Origin of the sequence: Halorubrum sp. JWXQ-INN 858 (genome assembly GCF_009806985.1) — an archaeon.
Taxonomy (GTDB): Archaea; Halobacteriota; Halobacteria; order Halobacteriales; family Haloferacaceae; genus Halorubrum.
The window spans coordinates 175939-192922 of record NZ_WUAX01000005.1 but is presented as its reverse complement, the minus strand read 5'-3'; the positions used below and the strand labels follow the sequence as shown (position 1 = coordinate 192922).

General features: G+C 70.7%; 17 protein-coding genes. 5 read left to right on the top strand and 12 right to left on the bottom strand.

Annotation, left to right across the window (positions count from 1 at the left end; genetic code table 11):
- Nucleotides 1–80: 80 nt before the first annotated feature.
- On the top strand, nucleotides 81–1220 hold the full coding sequence (locus GRS48_RS02235; RefSeq protein WP_159483298.1) for an ATP-NAD kinase family protein: 1140 nt from the start codon (nucleotides 81–83) through the stop codon (nucleotides 1218–1220).
- Nucleotides 1221–1284: 64 nt separating this feature from the next.
- Here GRS48_RS02235 and GRS48_RS02230 read toward each other — a convergent pair whose 3' ends face one another.
- From GRS48_RS02230 to GRS48_RS02220, 3 genes are all read right to left on the bottom strand, one after another.
- Nucleotides 1285–3084: an acyl-CoA carboxylase subunit beta gene (locus GRS48_RS02230; protein WP_159483297.1), complete on the bottom strand. Its 1800-nt coding sequence runs from the start codon at nucleotides 3082–3084 to the stop codon at nucleotides 1285–1287.
- A gap of 134 nt (nucleotides 3085–3218) precedes the next feature.
- On the bottom strand, nucleotides 3219–3956 hold the full coding sequence (locus GRS48_RS02225; protein ID WP_159483296.1) for a hypothetical protein: 738 nt from the start codon (nucleotides 3954–3956) through the stop codon (nucleotides 3219–3221).
- Between the two features lie 319 nt (nucleotides 3957–4275).
- Nucleotides 4276–4506, bottom strand: a complete 231-nt coding sequence (locus GRS48_RS02220; protein WP_159483295.1) for a PRC-barrel domain containing protein — start codon at nucleotides 4504–4506, stop codon at nucleotides 4276–4278.
- A 205-nt stretch (nucleotides 4507–4711) separates the two neighbouring features.
- Here GRS48_RS02220 and GRS48_RS02215 point away from each other — a divergent pair, with 205 nt between their 5' ends.
- Nucleotides 4712–5623 (top strand): NAD(P)-dependent oxidoreductase, encoded by a 912-nt coding sequence (locus tag GRS48_RS02215; protein WP_159483294.1) that lies wholly within the window; start codon nucleotides 4712–4714, stop codon nucleotides 5621–5623.
- Between the two features lie 67 nt (nucleotides 5624–5690).
- Here the strand turns inward: GRS48_RS02215 and GRS48_RS02210 are convergent, their stop codons facing one another.
- The 3 genes from GRS48_RS02210 to GRS48_RS02200 all read right to left on the bottom strand — a co-directional run bounded on the left by GRS48_RS02210 (nucleotide 5691) and on the right by GRS48_RS02200 (nucleotide 8362).
- Nucleotides 5691–6569 (bottom strand): class 1 fructose-bisphosphatase, encoded by an 879-nt coding sequence (locus GRS48_RS02210; protein ID WP_159483293.1) that lies wholly within the window; start codon nucleotides 6567–6569, stop codon nucleotides 5691–5693.
- Nucleotides 6569–7372: a class I fructose-bisphosphate aldolase gene (locus tag GRS48_RS02205; RefSeq protein ID WP_159483292.1), complete on the bottom strand. Its 804-nt coding sequence runs from the start codon at nucleotides 7370–7372 to the stop codon at nucleotides 6569–6571. Before GRS48_RS02205 ends, GRS48_RS02210 begins: the two co-directional genes overlap by 1 nt.
- Before the next feature lie 240 nt (nucleotides 7373–7612).
- Nucleotides 7613–8362, bottom strand: coding sequence for a helix-hairpin-helix domain-containing protein (locus GRS48_RS02200; protein ID WP_159483291.1), 750 nt, complete (start codon nucleotides 8360–8362; stop codon nucleotides 7613–7615).
- 149 nt (nucleotides 8363–8511) lie between these two features.
- On the opposite strand from GRS48_RS02200, the gene GRS48_RS02195 reads away from it, so the two are divergent.
- Nucleotides 8512–9369 carry a 3-hydroxyacyl-CoA dehydrogenase NAD-binding domain-containing protein gene (locus tag GRS48_RS02195; protein ID WP_159483290.1) on the top strand — a complete coding sequence of 286 codons (858 nt, stop codon included), beginning with the start codon at nucleotides 8512–8514 and terminating at the stop codon, nucleotides 9367–9369.
- A gap of 89 nt (nucleotides 9370–9458) precedes the next feature.
- Here GRS48_RS02195 and GRS48_RS02190 read toward each other — a convergent pair whose 3' ends face one another.
- The 3 genes from GRS48_RS02190 to GRS48_RS02180 form a co-directional block, all read right to left on the bottom strand.
- Nucleotides 9459–10130 carry a phosphate ABC transporter permease gene (locus tag GRS48_RS02190; protein WP_159483289.1) on the bottom strand — a complete coding sequence of 224 codons (672 nt, stop codon included), beginning with the start codon at nucleotides 10128–10130 and terminating at the stop codon, nucleotides 9459–9461.
- 109 nt (nucleotides 10131–10239) lie between these two features.
- Nucleotides 10240–10569 carry a hypothetical protein gene (locus tag GRS48_RS02185; RefSeq protein ID WP_321168271.1) on the bottom strand — a complete coding sequence of 110 codons (330 nt, stop codon included), beginning with the start codon at nucleotides 10567–10569 and terminating at the stop codon, nucleotides 10240–10242.
- Nucleotides 10570–11024: 455 nt separating this feature from the next.
- Complete coding sequence (locus tag GRS48_RS02180) at nucleotides 11025–11303, bottom strand: zinc ribbon domain-containing protein (protein ID WP_321168245.1); 279 nt, start codon at nucleotides 11301–11303, stop codon at nucleotides 11025–11027.
- A 165-nt stretch (nucleotides 11304–11468) separates the two neighbouring features.
- Between GRS48_RS02180 and GRS48_RS02175 the strand changes: the two genes are divergently transcribed.
- Together GRS48_RS02175 and GRS48_RS02170 are read left to right on the top strand one after the other, a co-directional pair.
- Nucleotides 11469–13025: a DNA polymerase IV gene (locus GRS48_RS02175; protein ID WP_159483288.1), complete on the top strand. Its 1557-nt coding sequence runs from the start codon at nucleotides 11469–11471 to the stop codon at nucleotides 13023–13025.
- A gap of 165 nt (nucleotides 13026–13190) precedes the next feature.
- The gene (locus tag GRS48_RS02170) at nucleotides 13191–15179 is read left to right on the top strand and encodes an ATP-binding protein (RefSeq protein ID WP_159483287.1); all 1989 of its coding nucleotides are present in this window, start codon (nucleotides 13191–13193) and stop codon (nucleotides 15177–15179) included.
- Nucleotides 15180–15198: 19 nt separating this feature from the next.
- On the opposite strand, the gene GRS48_RS02165 is transcribed toward GRS48_RS02170, so the two are convergent.
- Genes GRS48_RS02165 through GRS48_RS02155 form a run of 3 tightly spaced genes read right to left on the bottom strand, consistent with a single transcriptional unit; the run spans nucleotide 15199 to nucleotide 16926 of the window.
- Nucleotides 15199–15807 carry a hypothetical protein gene (locus GRS48_RS02165; protein WP_159483286.1) on the bottom strand — a complete coding sequence of 203 codons (609 nt, stop codon included), beginning with the start codon at nucleotides 15805–15807 and terminating at the stop codon, nucleotides 15199–15201.
- Between the two features lie 43 nt (nucleotides 15808–15850).
- Nucleotides 15851–16231 carry a hypothetical protein gene (locus tag GRS48_RS02160; RefSeq protein WP_159483285.1) on the bottom strand — a complete coding sequence of 127 codons (381 nt, stop codon included), beginning with the start codon at nucleotides 16229–16231 and terminating at the stop codon, nucleotides 15851–15853.
- Nucleotides 16231–16926: an ATPase domain-containing protein gene (locus tag GRS48_RS02155; RefSeq protein ID WP_159483284.1), complete on the bottom strand. Its 696-nt coding sequence runs from the start codon at nucleotides 16924–16926 to the stop codon at nucleotides 16231–16233. Before GRS48_RS02155 ends, GRS48_RS02160 begins: the two co-directional genes overlap by 1 nt.
- Nucleotides 16927–16984 lie beyond the last annotated feature (58 nt).

The following is a 16984-nucleotide window of genomic DNA, read 5'->3' as shown; positions in this document are numbered from 1 at the left end:
GGGCGTCGTCGACGCGCCGGGCGACGCTCTCGCCGATCGCCTGCCGCCGTTTATAAACGGCCGCGGACGAAAGGACGGACATGCATGTCGGCGTCGTCGTGAACCCCATCGCGGGGATGGGCGGTCGTGTCGGGCTGAAGGGAACCGACGGGAAGGTCGCGGAGGCGATCGCCCGGGGCGCGACGCCGCGTTCGCCCGACCGGGCGCGCCGGGCGCTGACGCGGCTCGCCGCGGTCGCGCCCGATGCGACCGTCTCGACCGTCGCCGACCCGATGGGCGAGTCGCTCGTGCGCGAGGCCGGCTTCGAACCCGCCACGGTCGTCGATCCGGAGGACGAGCCGGACTCCGACGCCGACGCCGAGCCGGACGCCGACGCCGAGCCGGACGCCGAAACCGACGCCGATCCCTCGACGACGGCCGATCACACGAAGCGGGCGGTCCGGGCCCTCCGGGAGGCGGACGTCGACATCGTGCTGTTCGTCGGCGGCGACGGCACCGCGGCGGACGTCGCGGAGGCGCTGTCGGGGACGGAAACGCCGATGCTCGGCGTGCCGGCCGGGGTGAAGGTGTACTCGTCGGTGTTCGCGGTGTCGCCGGAGGACGCCGCCGACGTCGTCGCCACGTTCACGCGGACGGAGCGGCGCGAGGTGATGGACATCGACGAGGACGACTACCGCGCGGGCGAGGTCCATCCGGAGCTCCGCGCGGTCGCACACGTCCCCGTCGCCGAGGACCTCCAGTCGTCGAAACAGACCGGCGGCGGGACCGTCGAGTCGCTCGCGGAGGGCGTCGGCGACGACATCCGCGAGCGCGACGGCGAGGGCGTCACGTTCGTGCTCGGACCGGGGTCGACCGTCGGCGCGATCAAAGCCGAGTTGGGGTTCGAGCCGTCGCCGATCGGAATCGACGTCTGGCGCGACGGCGCGGTGGTCGTCCACGACGCGACCGAAGCCGAGATCCTCGCGGCGCTGGGCGACGAGAACGTCATCGTCGTCTCGCCGATCGGCGGCCAGGGCTTCGTCTTCGGCCGCGGGAACCCCCAGCTGTCGCCCGCGGTGATCCGCGAGTGCGACCTCCGGATCGTCGCCTCGCGCGCCAAGCTCGATGCCGTCCCCGTGTTGCGGGTCGACACCGACGACCCCGACCTCGACGACGAGCTCGCGGGGTGGGTCCGCGTCCGCGTCGGCAAGTTCGAGACGCGGATGATGAAGATCGTGTGAGGCCGGGCAGGTGTGGTGCGGTGCGCGACGTGACCGGCTCGTCGTGTGACTGGGGGGCCGCCCCTCAGAGCACTGTCCCGTGTTTCTTGTCGGGGAGCTCCTTCTCGACGTCGGCGTAGAAGGCGAACCGCGCCGCGAGCTCCTCGCGCAGCGCCGACGGCGGGACGATCTCGTCGATGACGACCTCGCTGGCCATCCGGTGGACGTCGATGTCGCGGCGGTACTCCTCACGGAGCCGCTGTTCCGTCTCGGCGCGCTCCTCGGGGTCGTCGATCGCGGCGAGCTTGCGGGCGTAGACGGCGTTGATCGCGGCCTCCGGCCCCATGATCGCGATCTCGCCGGAGGGGAGCCCGAGCGTGCTCTCGGGGTCGTAGGCGGGCCCGCCCATCGCGTAGATCCCCGCGCCGTACGCCTTGCGGACGACCACCGTCTGTTTCGGGACCGTCGCGGACGACGTCGCGTAGATCATCTTCTTGCCCTTCTCGAGGATCGCGTCCTTCTCGACGGCCGAACCCGCCATGAACCCGGGCGTGTCACAGAGGTACAGCAGGGGGATCTCGTAGGCGTCACACGTCCAGATGAACTCCGCGGCCTTCTCGGCGGCGTCGGGGAAGATCGCCCCCGAGCGCTGGGTCGGCTGGTTGGCGACGACGCCGACCGGGCGGCCGTCGATCCGGCAGAACGCCGTGACGATCTCCGCCCCGTACGACTCCTTCAACTCGAGGATCGACTCCGCGTCCGCGATCCGCTCCAGCAGGTCGCGGACGTCGTACGGGCGGTTCGGCGACTCGGGGATCAGCTCGTCGATGCCCTCCGGGGAGCGTTTCGGCGGTTTCGTCCCCGACCGGGGGGGTTTCTCGCCCGCCTTGTCGGGGAGGAAGCCGATCAGATCGGCGACGAGTTCGCGGGCGTGCTCCTCGTCGCGGGCGACGAGGTCGGCGGAGCCGGAGTGTTCGGCGTGAACGCGGGGCCCGCCCAGCTCGTCCATGTCGATCTCCTCGCCGGTGACCATCCGCACCATCCGCGGGGAGGCGATCGCCATCGCGGACATCCCCTCGACCATGACCGTGAAGTCCGCGAACACCGGGGTGTACGCCGCGCCGGCGATACAGGGGCCGTAGAGGACGCAGATCTGCGGCACCGCGCCCGAGAGCATCGAGTGGTTGTAGTAGTACTTCCCGATCCCCTCGCGGTTGGCGAAGAAGCCCGACTGCTGGTCGATTCGACCGCCCGAGGAGTCCATCAGGTAGAGCACCGGCTTGCCCGTCTTCAGCGCGCGCTCCTGCATCCGGAGGAACTTCTCGACGCCCCTCGCCGCCATCGACCCCGCCTTCACGGTGAAGTCGTTGGCCATGAAGTGGACGTCGCGCCCCTCGAACGCGGCGGCTCCTGTGAGCAAACCGTCGGCCGGGATCCGGTCGCCGTCGTCGTACGCGTCGCCGTCGGGGGCCTCGGGGTGCCAGTCGTCGAAGGCGGCGAACCGCCCGTCCTCGAAGTGGACGCCCGCGGGGCTTTCGGGCGGCGAGCCGGCGTCGCCGGTCCCCCGAGTGCCGTCCTCGCCGCCGAACCAGAGGTCGAGCCGGTCGCGGACGAACAGCTTCCCCTGCTCGGGGAGCCGGTCGCGGTACTTCTCCGGTCCCCCGCGGAGGATGTCGTCGATCTCGGCGCGTAAGTCGCGTTCTCGGTCCGTCGGCCCGAGGTCGTCCGCCAGCGGGTACGTCGGCTCGGGCGCGGTGGCGCTGGCCGCGGGTTCCGTGGCGTCGCCGACGTGGACGTCGACGTCGACGCCGAGGTGTTCCGCGAGCGACCGGGCGATCGCCTCGGCCTCCTCGGCCGTCGCCGCCGCGCCGACGTGGACTTTCATGGATTCACGTGTCGCGGTAGGTCCTAAACCGTTTTCCATGTCGATCCCGCCGGGAGCGAGGCGCGACCGTTGGTCGGCTCGAGACAGCGGTCCGGATCAGCGATCCGGATCAGAAATGGGATCCACAGTCCGGGTCAGCGATCCGACCCGCCAAGCCGGGCGTCGAGCCGTTCGGCGATCGGGTCGAGGTGGTGGCGACCGACGACGGCGACGACGTCGCCCTCGTGGCGGAGTTCGGCGAGGCGGTCGGCCATGTGCGTCTCGCGAACGTCGTCGCCGAACGAGACCGCCCGGGACGGCTCGAACGTGTCCATCACGGCGCGGGCGCGCGCGATCTGGCTGCGTTCATTCTCGGCCTGTCGCTCGGGGCTATCGGTCCGGCCGGTTGCGTACATAACCGGGGAGTCGACCTCCAGCCGGATCGACGTCATCGCGGCGACCGACCCCGCGAGCCGGCATCGGAGGGTGTTCTTCGTCACCGACGCGAGGCCGTTGAGGACGCCGCGAACCGTCTCGAGCGATCGGCCCTCGTGATACAGCGTCGCGGCGAGTCGGCGGAGGAACGGCAGGGTCGGTCCGTCGATCCCGACGACGCGGTCGGTGGTCGCCGCCTGGATCGCGGCGCTCGCCTCCCCGCCGAACACCGGCGGAGTGCGAGTATCCTCAGCATACCGCTCGAAAAGCGGGAGCGAGAGCGGCGGCAGTTCGAGCGCGACGACGTCGGGAGCGCGGTCCGTGACCACGGTTCGGACCCGAAAGGCGCTGGCGGGGTGGTCGTGGACGACGCCGATCAGCGTAACGGTCCCCGTAGGGGTGTCGATCGAACGGAGGTGCTCGCCCGTTATCCGGGGGTCGTCGTAGTTCGCGTCCATGTGTCGGCCGGTAGCAGCGGCATACCGGAGCGTACCGATCGTTAGGATCCGATTTGTATAAGGGTTTCTTTTGGAACCGCTACAAATAGTTTAGATTCTCACTAACTGAATTTAAAATCACACAAAGTCAGGTAAACGCGACTATAAGCGAGTGTTTCGAGCTAGTTCGAGCCATCCCACGGGAGCGAGTGGCTTCGAGCGTCGTCCGCCCGTAGACAAAAAACGAGCCGCGTTCGGCGTCGAGGCCGAGCTTCCGTTCGGACGGAGCCGATCTCTCCGTCCGAGCCGGAGCCGGGCTAACGGCTGAAGCGGGACGGCACTACCGCTTGAGCTTGATCTCGTCGTCGGTGATCGTCTCGACGTCCGACTCGTCGATGGGATACATGTCCTCGTCGGAGTCTCCCCAGCCGAGCTTGGACTTGATCGAGTCGGTGAGCCCCGGGTCCGGGTCCACGTGCGCTCGGTGGCCCTCGACTTTGGACACCATCCCGACCTCCTGTCCTTCCCTGTTGACTACGCGCTTGCCTTCTTCTTTGTCTGAGAGTTCCATCTGTGGTTTCCTCCGCATCCGATACTCCGGCGACCTCGGACATTGTAATCTGGTCCATAGTCGCGGGTAAGCTCGGCAGGGTCGTTCGTAACCACGGTCGACGGACCGATCGCTTGACGTTACTGCCGGATACGGACGGCTTACGGCGTCGATACGGCGGACGGAGCCGCCGACCGCTTATCCGTCCCGCGCCCGAACGCCGTCCATGACCGTTCTACTCACCGGCGCACACGGCACCGTCGGCACCGCGGTGACCGCGGGCTCGGCGTACGACCACGTCCTGCTCGACCGGGAGCCCGCACCCGACGAGCTCGGCGACGGGAGCCCGCACCCACACCGCGACCGTGAGACCGTCGTCGTCGACGTGGGCGCGGACGGCGCGGTCGGGGACCTCACGGACGCCATGACGGACCATGGGGTAGCGGCGGTCGTCCACCTCGCCGGCGACCCGACGGTCTCCGCGACGTACGCGAGCGTCGAGCGCAACAACGTTCGCGGGACGCGGAACGTCCTCGAGGCCGCGTCGCGCGCCGGGGTCGAAACCGTCGTCTTCGCCTCCTCGAACCACGTCGTCGGGATGTACGAGACGGAACACGCGCCCGCGCTGTACGACCCCGACGAGGGCGAGGAGGGTCCGACCGTCGACCACCGGAGCCCGATCCGCCCCGACTCCGACTACGGCGCGTCGAAGGCGGCCGGCGAGGCGTGGTGCCGGCTGTACGCCGAGCGGGAGGGGATCGACTGCTACGCCCTCCGGATCGGCTCGGTCAGGGACCCGACGTTCGACCACCCGTTCGGCGACGCCGAGCGCGCGGTCGCCCGCGGCGACTACGAACGCGGCGACGGCGACTACGAGACTGCCGTCGCCCGGATGCGCTGTACGTGGCTCTCCCGGCGCGACTGCGCCGCGCTCGTCGACGCGTGCCTCGACGACGGGCTCGACGAGGGGGCCGAGCCGAGCGAAGACACCGTCTCCGGCGGGGTCTTCGAGGCGTTCTACGGGATCAGCGACAACCCGAACTCGTGGTTCGACATCGAACACGCTCGCGAGCGCGTCGGGTACGAGCCCGCCGACTCGGGGACCGACCCGTCCGAGCCCCCGAGGCCGCGGCGCTAGCGCTCGGGCCGGGCGGGCGAGGGCGGCGTCGAAACCGGCCGAAAAGGGCGGTGGGTCCGCCGGGGCGTCAGTCGTCGGCGACCGCGTCCTCGAGCCGCTCGATCAACGCCTCGTTGCCGACGTAAACGGGTACACGGTCGTGGAGCCCGGTCGGCTCGACGTCGAGGATCGAACCGGAGCCGTCGGAGGACGCCCCGCCCATCCGCTCGATGACGTACGCGATGGGGTTCCCCTCGAACGACAGCCGGAGCTTCCCCTCGGGCGCGTCCGTGAGCGCGGGGTACGCGAACACCCCGCCGTACGTCACCACCTGGTTGACGTCCCCGACCATCGAGCCGCCGTACCGGAGCTTCAGCTCGGACTCGACCTCGCGGGCGTACGCCCGGAACGGGTCGGTCCAGTCGGGGACCCGTCCGCCGAACCCGTACACCGTGGGGTCGTCGGGCAGCGTCAGGTCCTCGGCGACGACCGACCGGGAGACGCCGCCGTCGGCGTCGGGGTCGCGCTCGACGACCTCCTCGCGGACGCCCGACGCGTCCGCGACGATCATCGTCGTGATCGGGCCGTACAGGGTGTAGCCGGCCGCGACGAGGTCGCGGCCGGTCGCCGGAAGCGGGGCGTCGTAGACGCCGACGACGGTGCCCATCGCGTTGTTCGACCGGAGGTTCGAGGAGCCGTCGAGGGGGTCGATCGCGACGGAGTAGCCCTCGCCGGCGTCCGTCGCCTCGGGGCGCTCCTCGCTGACGTACGCGCCGACCCCGTCGATCGCGGTCAGCGCGTCGGCGAGCAGCTCGTCGGCGTACAGGTCGCCGGCCAGCACCGTCTCGCCCGACGGGTTCTCCGCACCGTCGGCGACCCGGCGTCCCGGCAGCGCGTCGCGGATCGCTGGGGCCGTCGCCGCGACCGCGTCGAACACCGCCTCGACGACCGGGTCGCCGTCCGCCATCAGTCGTCGTCCTCGGCTATCGCGAGCGCCTCGGCGGGGTCGACCTCCTGGAAGACCACCGCCTCCAGCGCGTCGAGGATCCGCTCGGGGTCGTCGCGCTGGAAGACGTTCCGCCCGACCGCGAGCCCCGTCGCGCCGGCGTCGATGGCGTTCGCGACGTTCGCGAGGAACGCCTCGTCGTCACGCATCGTCCCGCCGGACATGACGACCTTCGTCGGCCCGGCCATCCGGACGGCCTCGCCCATCGCCTCGGCGGAGCCGGGGTACTTCACCTTCACCACGTCCGCGCCGAGCTCCAGACCGAGCCGGGCAGCGTACGAGATGGTGCCCGGGCTCGTGTCGTTCTTGACGCCCTGGCCGCGCGGGTACGACCACATGACGACGGCCATGTCGTGTTCGCGGGCCTCCTCCTGGGCCCGACTGAACTCCTCGGCCATCTCGACCTCGTGGTTCGAGCCGCCGTACAGCGTGAACCCGATCGCGTCCGCGCCCAGCTCGGCCGCGTACGACGCCGAGCAGTTGACGGGGCTGTCGGGCTCCCCCATCCAGAGGTTGGAGGTGCCGTTGAGCTTCAACAGCAGGTTCACGTCGTCGGCGTAGTCGGGGTAGTACCGCTCGGCGATCCCCTTCTGGACCGCGAGCGCGGTCACCGCGTCGTGGCTCGCCAGCTCGAACAGCCGCTCGGGGTCGGCCGTCGCCGGGTTCGGTTCGAAGTCGACCGGCCCGTGCTCGAGCCCGTGGTCGTACGCGAGGATGAGCGACTTCCCGTCCCGTGAGATGGCGTCGTCAGCGTGTGGGAGCATCGTGTATACAACCAGTTACATCGGTAAAAAGGGCTGTGGTCAGGAGCATCGCTATCCGGGACGGTGGACCAACCTCCCAAGGCTCCAAACCCCGATGTAGCGGAGATAACCGCGCCAAGATATTACTACTGGAATAGTAAATAGTTGTACGGATGAAACGATCGGGGATCGGGAGCGAGGGCGAAGACGGAAGTCGGGCCGAGGGTCGGAAGCGAGGTCGAGAACGGGTCGTCGCCCCGGTTACTCGTGGGCGTCGCGTGCGGCGGCGACCCACCCGTCCAGCCGGTCGCGGTCGACGCCGAGCGCCGCCGCGACCCGGTCGCGGTGTGCGGTCGCGAGGCTTCGAACGGAGGTGATCCCGGCCTCGGCGAGCAGGTCGATCGCGTCCTCGTCGCCGTCGACGGTCGGGAGCGTCGACAGCGGCGTCGGCCGCGACCGGGACCGCCACGCCTCCGTCCCACGGGCGTCGAACACGCCCTCGCCCGTGTCGGTCGGAGCGGCCGCCGGGTCCGTGCTCGATCCGTCCGCCGAACCGGCGGCCGCGCCGTCCGCCGCCGACTCCCAGTCGCCCGCGCTCGCCGCGACCCACGCCGCCTCGGCCTCGCCGAGCCCACGGACCTGCGCCGAGCGACGGTCGAGCCCGTCCCCGGCCTCGAACGACCACGACAGGGAGTACTCTCGCCGGATCTTCGCCGCGACGCCGGGGTTCACGCCGGCGTCGACGAGGCGGCGGTAGGAGACGCGCTTCTCGGTCACGTCCGCCGCCGACAGCCCCGCCGCCGCGAGCGTCTCCGCGGTCGCGCGCCCGACCCATTTGAGCGCGGTCGCCCTCGGTTCATCGTGGCGGTCGGGGTCCGAGCGAGCGTCGGGCCCTCCGCAGGCGTCCGCATCGACACGGGCGTCCGACGCCCCATGGACGTCGCTCCGGGAGCCGTTGCCGTCCCCGTCCGCGGGTGTATCGCTCGATCCGTCGGCTCGCGATCCGGCCATCTCGTTCGTCACGAGGTAACGCCGACGGGATACAAGAGCGTTCCCCCGTCGACGCGCACGCGTGACGACGGGACCGGTGCGGCCGGGCCGTCGATCCCGTCCCGGCCGGACCCCACAACGCTTAGGCCGCGCCCTCGCGACCGGGCGGTATGCGCGAGTTATCCGAGATCGACGTCGTCGGCGTCGTCGGGGCCGGGACGATGGGCAACGGGATCGCACAGGTCGCGGCGACCGCCGGCTACGACGTGGTGATGCGCGACATCGAGCAGGCGTACGTCGATCGAGGGCTCGACGCCGTCGACTCGAGCCTCGAACGCCTCGACTCGAAGGGGGCGCTGTCCGAGGACCCCGAGGCGATCCGGGCGCGGATCGCGGGGACGACGGCCCTCGACGACCTCGCCGACGCCGACCTCGTGATCGAGGCGGCGGTCGAGGAGATGCCGATCAAACGGGAGATCTTCGCCGACCTCGACGACGCCGTCGACGACGACGTCGTCCTCGCGAGCAACACCTCCACGCTCTCGATCACGACCATCGCGAGCGCGACTGACCGCCCCGCGGAGGTGGTCGGGCTCCACTTCATGAACCCCGTCCCGATCATGGCGGGCGTCGAGGTGGTCGTCGGCGAGCACACGAGCGACGCGGTCGCCGCGTTCGCCCACGCGTTCGCCGCGGACCTCGGCAAGGAGACGTGGGAGTCCGACGACAAGCCGGGGTTCGTCACCAACCGGATCCTGATGCCGTGGATCAACGAGGGGGTCCGCGCGTACGACGAGGGCGTCGCCTCGAAGGAGGACGTCGACCGCGGGATGAAACTCGGCACCAACGTCCCGATGGGGCCGCTCGAGCTGGCCGACCACATCGGCCTCGACGTCGTCCTCGACGCCAGCGAGACGCTCCACGAGGAGCTCGGAGACCGCTATCAGCCGGCGTATCCGATCAAGCGGAAGGTCGCGGCGGGCGACCTCGGGAAGAAGACCGGTCGCGGCTTCTACGAGTACGACTGAGCGCGGCAGACGCAGGGGCAGGGGCAGAGGCAGGAAAAGCGGAAGGGAACGGAAGGGAAAGGAGGAAGGAACAAGACGGGAAGGGGAACTCAGTTCGCGTCCGTCCGGTCGTCGCTCGCGGTCCAGCGTCTCGCCCCCGGAAGGACGCCGACGAGCCGCGTCACGTAGCCGAACTTGAACAGCCCGAGCTGCGAGAGGGCGCCGAGAACGAACACCGCGAGGAACGCGGGCGCGGTCACGTCGAAGAGGATCGGGTCGACGGTCATCCCCTCGGCGGCGGCCGTGAACGCGTCCGCGGTGAGCGACCGCGAGGCGAGCGCGCTGCCGATGAAGGCGGTCGAGACGACGAGCGTCGTCCGGCTGAGCACGAACCCGAACAGCGCGCCGACGGCGACGCCGGCGAGCGTCGCCCCGACGAGCAGGAGGGTCCCCTCGATCCCGCCGGCGTCGGCCGCGTAGATCGGCCCGACGGCGAACCGGCCGACGAACCCGCCGACGATGCCGCCGATCCCGAGAACCGCGACGGAGAGCCCGGCGTAGGCGAGGAATCCGCCGATCCCGCCGCCGAGGAGGACGGCCCCGCCGGTGACTGCGAGCGGGTCGACCGCGACGAGCCCGACCACGTTCGGCGCGGCGAGGTAGCCGGCCCCCGCGCCGACGAGGAAGCCGGTCAGCGTGACGGCGTAGACGGACGCGGCCGCGCCGACGAACGCGAGCAGGAGCCCCGCGACCACGATCCCGACGTCGAGTAGGGTAACCATATCGGGTACGTGTACCGGCCGGTACCTTAAAAAGTCACACCGTCGGCGGACGCGATCGAAACGGGACGCGGCCGACGGGATGCCGACGGGTCACTGACGTCGCCGTCGGTCAGCGCCTCCCCACGTCGCCGTCGGAAGCGCCGGGGTTCGTCTCGCCGACCGTCTCGCCGACGTCCGCGTCCGGCTTCGACAGGGAGACGGCGTGGCCCGTGTGCCGGGCGTGGGTCCGCGCGAACCGGCGGGCCGGACGCTCCGCGAGGAACCGTTCGCCGTCCGGACAGATCAGGCAGTCCGCGATCCACGGGGTCACTCCGTCGGGGTAGTGGCCGGTGTGTCGATGGTGGTCCAGGGCGAACTGCTCGACCGCCCGGTTGCCGGCGGACAGCTCGTCGAGCTCGTAGGCGAGGTCCCACTCGCGGCCACACCGCGAGCAGGCCACCGTCGGGAGGTCGTCGACCGCGGTCGGGTCCGTGAACGCGCCCGTGTTCGGACCCGGCGGGACGTCCGGAACGTCCGGAACGTCAGCCCCGCCGACGGGGAACGTCGGGAGGTCCTCGCTTTCCGTCTCCGGGCGGTCGACGCGACCACCGTCGCCGTCGTCGCCCTCGTCACCGGGCGAAGGGTCGGGCGAGTCGTCGGCCGAAGAGTCACCGGGCGAAGGGTCGGGCGAGTCATCGCCGTCGTCGCCGGGCGAAGGATCGAGCGAGTCGTCGGCCGAGGAGTCACCGGGCGAGGGGTCGGCCGAGGGATCGTCGTCGGGCGTGGACGACCCCTCGCCGGGAGCGTCGTCGACGGGGTCGTCCGATGGCTCGTCTGACACGGTGTACCCGTCCGTCGTCCGGACGCTTAACGTTGTGGCAGCCACGCGCCGGAAGTCCGGTCAACGCGGTCACGTCACCGCGCCGCACGGCTCGACTGGCGGTCGAGGTATCGGGTGTAGCCGCCGACCGACAGCCCGAAGCCGAGCATGAGGAGCGTGAAGCCGACGAGGCGGCTCGCCCCGACCGTCATCACGGCGAGGATCACGCCGAAGAGGACGCAGAACACGCCCCCGACGACGAGCCCGACGTCGAGCAGGGGCGACGGCTGGACGGCCCGACAGTGCGGGCAGATCCGGGCGTCCGTCGGGACCGGCTCCCGGCAGTCGACACAGCGCACGCGGTCGCGGGGCACACCCGGGTTTGGGCGGTGGGTGACTTATAAGCGTCAGTCGGCAACGGGCGCGGATTTATAAGCACAGGTCGGCGACGGAGCCACGTCTCGCGGACAACGGTCGACGGCATCACTTCCGCCGAGCGTGGGCGCTTCTTAAGGGGTCTCGGCCCCGAGCCTTCGACGATGGACGGCGGGACGCTCCCCGGCTCCGGCGCGGACGACGACGCCCCCGATCGCGTCGTCCTCCACGTCGACATGGACTGCTTTTACGCGTCCTGCGAGCGGCTGCGCGAGCCCGCGCTCCGCGGGGAGCCGGTCGTCGTCGGGATGGGCTACGAGCCCGGCGAGACGGTCGGCGCTGTCGCCACCGCGAGCTACGAGGCGCGCGCGTTCGGCGTCGAGAGCGCGATGCCGATCTCCGAGGCGCTGGCCGCGATGCCGCGGCGCGCCGACGCGGACCCCGACGATCCGGACGCGCCGGACCCCACGGAATCGGGACATTACCGCCCGGTAACGCTGGAATACTACAAGGAGGTGGCCGCGACGGTGAAGGACGTGCTCCACGACTGCGGGGACGTCGTCCGCGAGGTGAGCGTCGACGAGGCGTACCTGGACGCGACCGACCGGACGTCGTGGGCGGTCGCGGGCGACGCGGACGCCCCCGCACCGAGCGCGGCGGCGGGGGCGGCCGACGTCCGCACGCTCGCGGAGGGGTACGCCAGACACGTCAAGGAGCGCATCGAGCGGGAGGCCGGCGTCCCCGCGAGCGTCGGCGTCGCGCCGAACATGTCGACCGCGAAGGTCGCGAGCGACTTCGACAAGCCCGACGGTCTCGTCGTCGTGCCGCCGGGGACCGTCCCGGGGTTCCTCGCGCCGCTCCCGACCGCGGAGCTCCACGGCGTCGGCCCCGTGACGGAGGCGACGCTCTCGGGCATGGGGATCGAAACCGCGGGGGACCTCGCGGCGGCGGACCCCGACGCCCTGGCGGCCGAGTTCGGTGACCGCGGGGTCGACCTGTGCGCCCGCGCCCGCGGCGAGGACGACCGCGAGGTGACGCCACGGGGGCTCCCGAAGAGCCTCTCCCGGGAGTCGTCGCTGCCCGCGACCGCCGACGGCGACGAGAAGCGGTCGGCGGTGCGCGCGCTCGCCGCCGACGTCGCCCGTCGCGCCCGCGAGCGCGGCTGTCTGTACCGGACGATCGGTATCAAGGTGGTCGAGCCACCCTACGACGTCAACACCCGCGCGCGGAGCCTCCCCGGTCCCGTCGACGATCCCGACCTGGTCGAGACGGTCGCGCTCGACCTCCTCGAGGAGTTCGACGGCGACCGCGCCCGCAAGCTCGGCGTCCGCGTCTCGAAGCTCGACTTCGCGGCGGGCGACCAAGCGACCCTCGGCGGGTTCGAGGAGGCGGACCCTGCCGGCGCGGACGACGGGACCGCCGCGGCCACCGCCCGGACGGGCCGACACGGGCGTGACGACCGTCCCGCCGCAGCCGACGCGAACGGTCGGCAGGACGGCGAGAAGCTCACGGATTGGGTCGGCGACGAAGGAGACGGGGCGAGCGGGACCGGGGGGCGCGGGGCGAACGGGACCGAGCGGCGCGGGGCGAACGGGACCGGGGGGCGCGGGGCGAGCCGCGACCGCAACCGCGGCGACGGCGAGGGCAAGGGCGAGGAGGACGAGGGACGGGTGGACGAAGGGCAGGAGCAGGGGCAGGCGTCGCTCGGCGACTGGTCCTGAGCGAGGGCGTCGATTGGTCGGCGAAGGGATCGATCGGCGAAGGGATCGATCGGCGAAGCGAAGGCTCGGCGAAGCGAAGGCCCGTTGAAGGACGGCGGTCGGAACCCGACCGGTGCGGGCCTCGCGAGGCGAAGGTCTTTGACGCGGGCCTCGCCTGTATACACCATGACCGACGAGGAGACGATCCACGTCGCCGACGTGAGCGACGGGATCGGGGGGGACGCGACGGCCGCGGCGGGGAGCCCGGTCGAGCTGCCCGTCGTCGACGTGCTCACCGGCCGATCGTTTATCACCGGCAAGAGCGGATCGGGAAAGTCGAACACCGCGTCCGTCGTCATCGAGAACCTACTCGACAGCGGGTTCCCGGTGATGATCGTCGACACCGACGGAGAGTACTACGGTCTCAAGGAGGAGTACGAGATCCTCCACGCGGGCGCGGACGAGGAGTGTGACATCGTCGTCTCGCCCGAACACGCCGAGAAGATCGCGTCGCTCGCGCTCGAACAGAACGTCCCGATCATCCTCGACGTCTCCGGGTACCTCGAGGAGTCGACGGCCGACGAGCTCCTGTTGAAGGTGGTCAGACAGCTGTTCGCCAAGGAGAAGAAGCTGAAGAAGCCGTTCCTGCTGGTCGTCGAGGAGTGTCACGAGTACATCCCGGAGGGCGGCGGGATGAACGAGACGGGGCGGATGCTGATCAAGGTCGGCAAGCGCGGCCGGAAACACGGGCTCGGTATCGTCGGCATCAGCCAGCGGCCGGCCGACGTCAAGAAGGACTTCATCACGCAGTGTGACTGGCTCTGCTGGCACCGACTCACCTGGGACAACGACACGAAGGTCGTCGGCCGGATCCTCGGCTCGAAGTACGCCGACGCCGTCGAGGAGCTCGGCGACGGCGAGGCGTTCCTGCTGACCGACTGGGACGAGTCGATCCGGCGGATCCAGTTCCACCGCAAGCGGACGTTCGACGCGGGCGCGACGCCCGGGCTCGACGACTTCGAACGACCCGAGCTCAAGTCCGTCTCCGGCGACCTCGTCAACGAGCTCCAGTCGATCTCCGACGACCGCGCGCAGCGCGAGTCCGAGCTGGCCGACCTCCGTCAGGAGCTCGACGAGAAGCGGTCGCACATCAACCAGCTCGAACGGGAGTTGGAGGACGCACGCGACCTGAAACGGATGGCCGACCAGTTCTCGCAGGCGCTCCTCGGGCGGGCCGAAGCCCCGTATCGGGGCGGCCAGGGGCGGAACCTGAACGACCCGAACGACCGCGACCAGTCCGGGCTCGACGACTACGACGATCGGGGCCGAGGGCGCGACGACGAGGGACGTGACGACGAGGGACGTGACGACAGGGAACGCCACGACGGGAACGGCGCGCCCGAGCCCGAGAACGGGGAGACGGGCGAGAGCGAGTCGGGGACCGACGTCGTCGACGCGGGCGGTACGGCGACCGACGCTGGCGACGTCGACCCGGTGACGCGTGTGGACGTCGCCGAGGGCGCGCTCCGGTTCGACGAGGCGGTCGACCTCGGCACCCGCGAGGCGGTCATCGACGAGCTCAGAGGGCGGGTCGCGTCGCTCCCGCCGCTCGCCCGCGAGATGCTCCGCCACTACCGCCGGGAGGGCGAGAGCGACCCGGTCGCCGCGCACATCGACGCCGGCGGCGACGGCGACAGCGAACACGCCTACGGGCGGAACCGGCCGATCCGGAAGGCGGGACTGATCCGCCACGCCGGCCGCGGACGCTACACGTACGCGATCCCCGCGCTCATCCGGGAGGCGTACGCGGACCGGCTCGACGAGGACGCGCTGTGGGAGACCGTTCGGGAGGTCGAAGCCGCGTTCGTCCCGTCCGTGGACGCCCCGGATCGGGGGGACGGCGAAACCGCCGACGCCGGCGGAGAACACGACGGCGACGGTGACGGAAACGGGAGTAGCGGCAACGGGGACGGACGGGCGGGCGACGGAACCGGCGGCGGAAACGCGGATAACGGGGACACCGCGGGCGGCGCGGACGACGCGAGCGGCGACGCGGCGGCCCCCACAGACGCGTCGACGGGCGGGCTCAGCGAGGCGGCGAAACGGTTCGTCAGGACGTCGATCGACGAAGACACGGCAGATGGGACGGACGCACGTCGGTCCGGCCGGGAGTGAGGACGGCCCGTAGCGGCTTTTAAAAGCCCGTCCACTCGGTCGGCGGCCCCACCCGGTGGCGAGCGCGGAACTGGCGTTCGTCGTCGACGACACGCGTCTCGACGACGAGCTCGAACGGCTCGTGGAGGGTGTGGATCACCTGCTCGTCGTGGGCCGTCGACCCGACGACGCCGACGAACGGCCACCCCTCGCCGGACGCCTGTGAGGCCATCACGCGGGTGAACTGGTACACCCGCTCGGGGTCCCAGTACATCAACAGCTGGGAGAGCGAGTAGAGACCGACCGCCCGCGGGATCCCCGCCGACGACTCGACGACGTCGGTGAACTTGACGCCGATGTCGGTGAGGTTGCCGGCGCTGGCGACGTACTTCGTCGTCGGCGTGTCCGGGACCTTCTCGCCTTGCTCGTGGGTGACACAGTCGATGACGACGAGGTCGCCGGCGTTCCCGCCGGTGATCCGTTCGTAATCCCCGCGAACCTTCTCCGCGGTGCGGCCGGTCGAGACGACGACCGGCGCGTCCGACCAGCCGGCGAGCAGACGGATGAACAGGTCGTACTTCCCGCTCATCGGCGGCCCGCTGACGAGGACGCTGTCCGCGTCACGGACCACGTCGGGAAGCACCGTCATGTGTGACCCGTGGGGGCGAGCCCCGTAAAACCCTTCCGAGGGATCACTTTCGGAGGAACGGGGGCAGCTCCAGCGACGAGGGCGGGCCGTCTCCCCGTCGCCGAGTCATGGTCAGTTCGCCGAGGGCTCCGGGCAGCGCGGCCGGAAACGGCGTGTTCCGCGGCGTGCCGGCATCGTCGACCAGCGCCCGCCAGACCGCCGCGGGTCCCTCCGCCGAGGCCTCGAGCGCCCGCGTCCGCCCCTCGTCGTACGCGAGGCGGACGAGGCTCCGGCCGTACGCGCCGTCGGCCGTGGTCGTCAGGCGCTCGAGCTCCGCCGCGTCGCCGCGGTCGCAGGCCGCCGCGACGCCGAGCGCGAACGCCCGGTCGATCGCCTCCGCTCGGCTCAGCGTCTCCCAGTCCGTGCCGAAGGTGCGTTCGTACATCAACGGACCACCGTCGCGGCCGAGCCGACCGCGAGCCCCTCGTCGGTGAACTCGAGGTCCTTGATGTCGGTGTCGATGTCCGTCCCGCGCATCTTCAACACCTGGACGCCGCGGCGCATCCCCTCGTCCTCGAGGTAGTTGTGCATGAAGACGACGCCGTGTGCGAGGTAGTGCTCCTCGGCGTACGCGCTCGGGTCGGTCATCTCGGAGATGAGCAGCGTCGTCGCCGAACACCGCTTCAGCGACGACAACAGCTGGATCATCGTGTCCTCGTCGTCGTCCAGCAGGAACCGCAACAGCATCGTCGAATCGAAGACGACCCGGTCGATGTCGCGGGAGTTGATAAAGCCCGTCAGCCGGTTCGTGACGCCGGATCGGTCCCGACGCTCGCCCGGAAGCCCGAAGAAGCGCCGCCCCTCGGCGGAAAACGAGTCGAGGAACGTCACCCGGTCGGTGTCGAGCGCCCGGTCGAACCCGAACTCGTAGCCCGCCATGTCCTCGCGGATCCCGGCCTTCGTCTCGTGCATGCTGATGTACAGCACGTCGTCCCCGTTACGGGCCCCTTGGGCGGCGAACTGCGAGCAGAAGGTCGTCTTACCGCTTCCGGGCGGCCCGCTCACTACGTACAGTCGGTCCGTGGGGAGCCCCCCGTCGACGAGTTCGTCGAACCCGGGGACGCCGCTGGAGACACGCATACGTGATGCCGTCCCGATCCTCGCATAAGTGTTGTCCCCCGGTTTTCAGGGGTGAGAA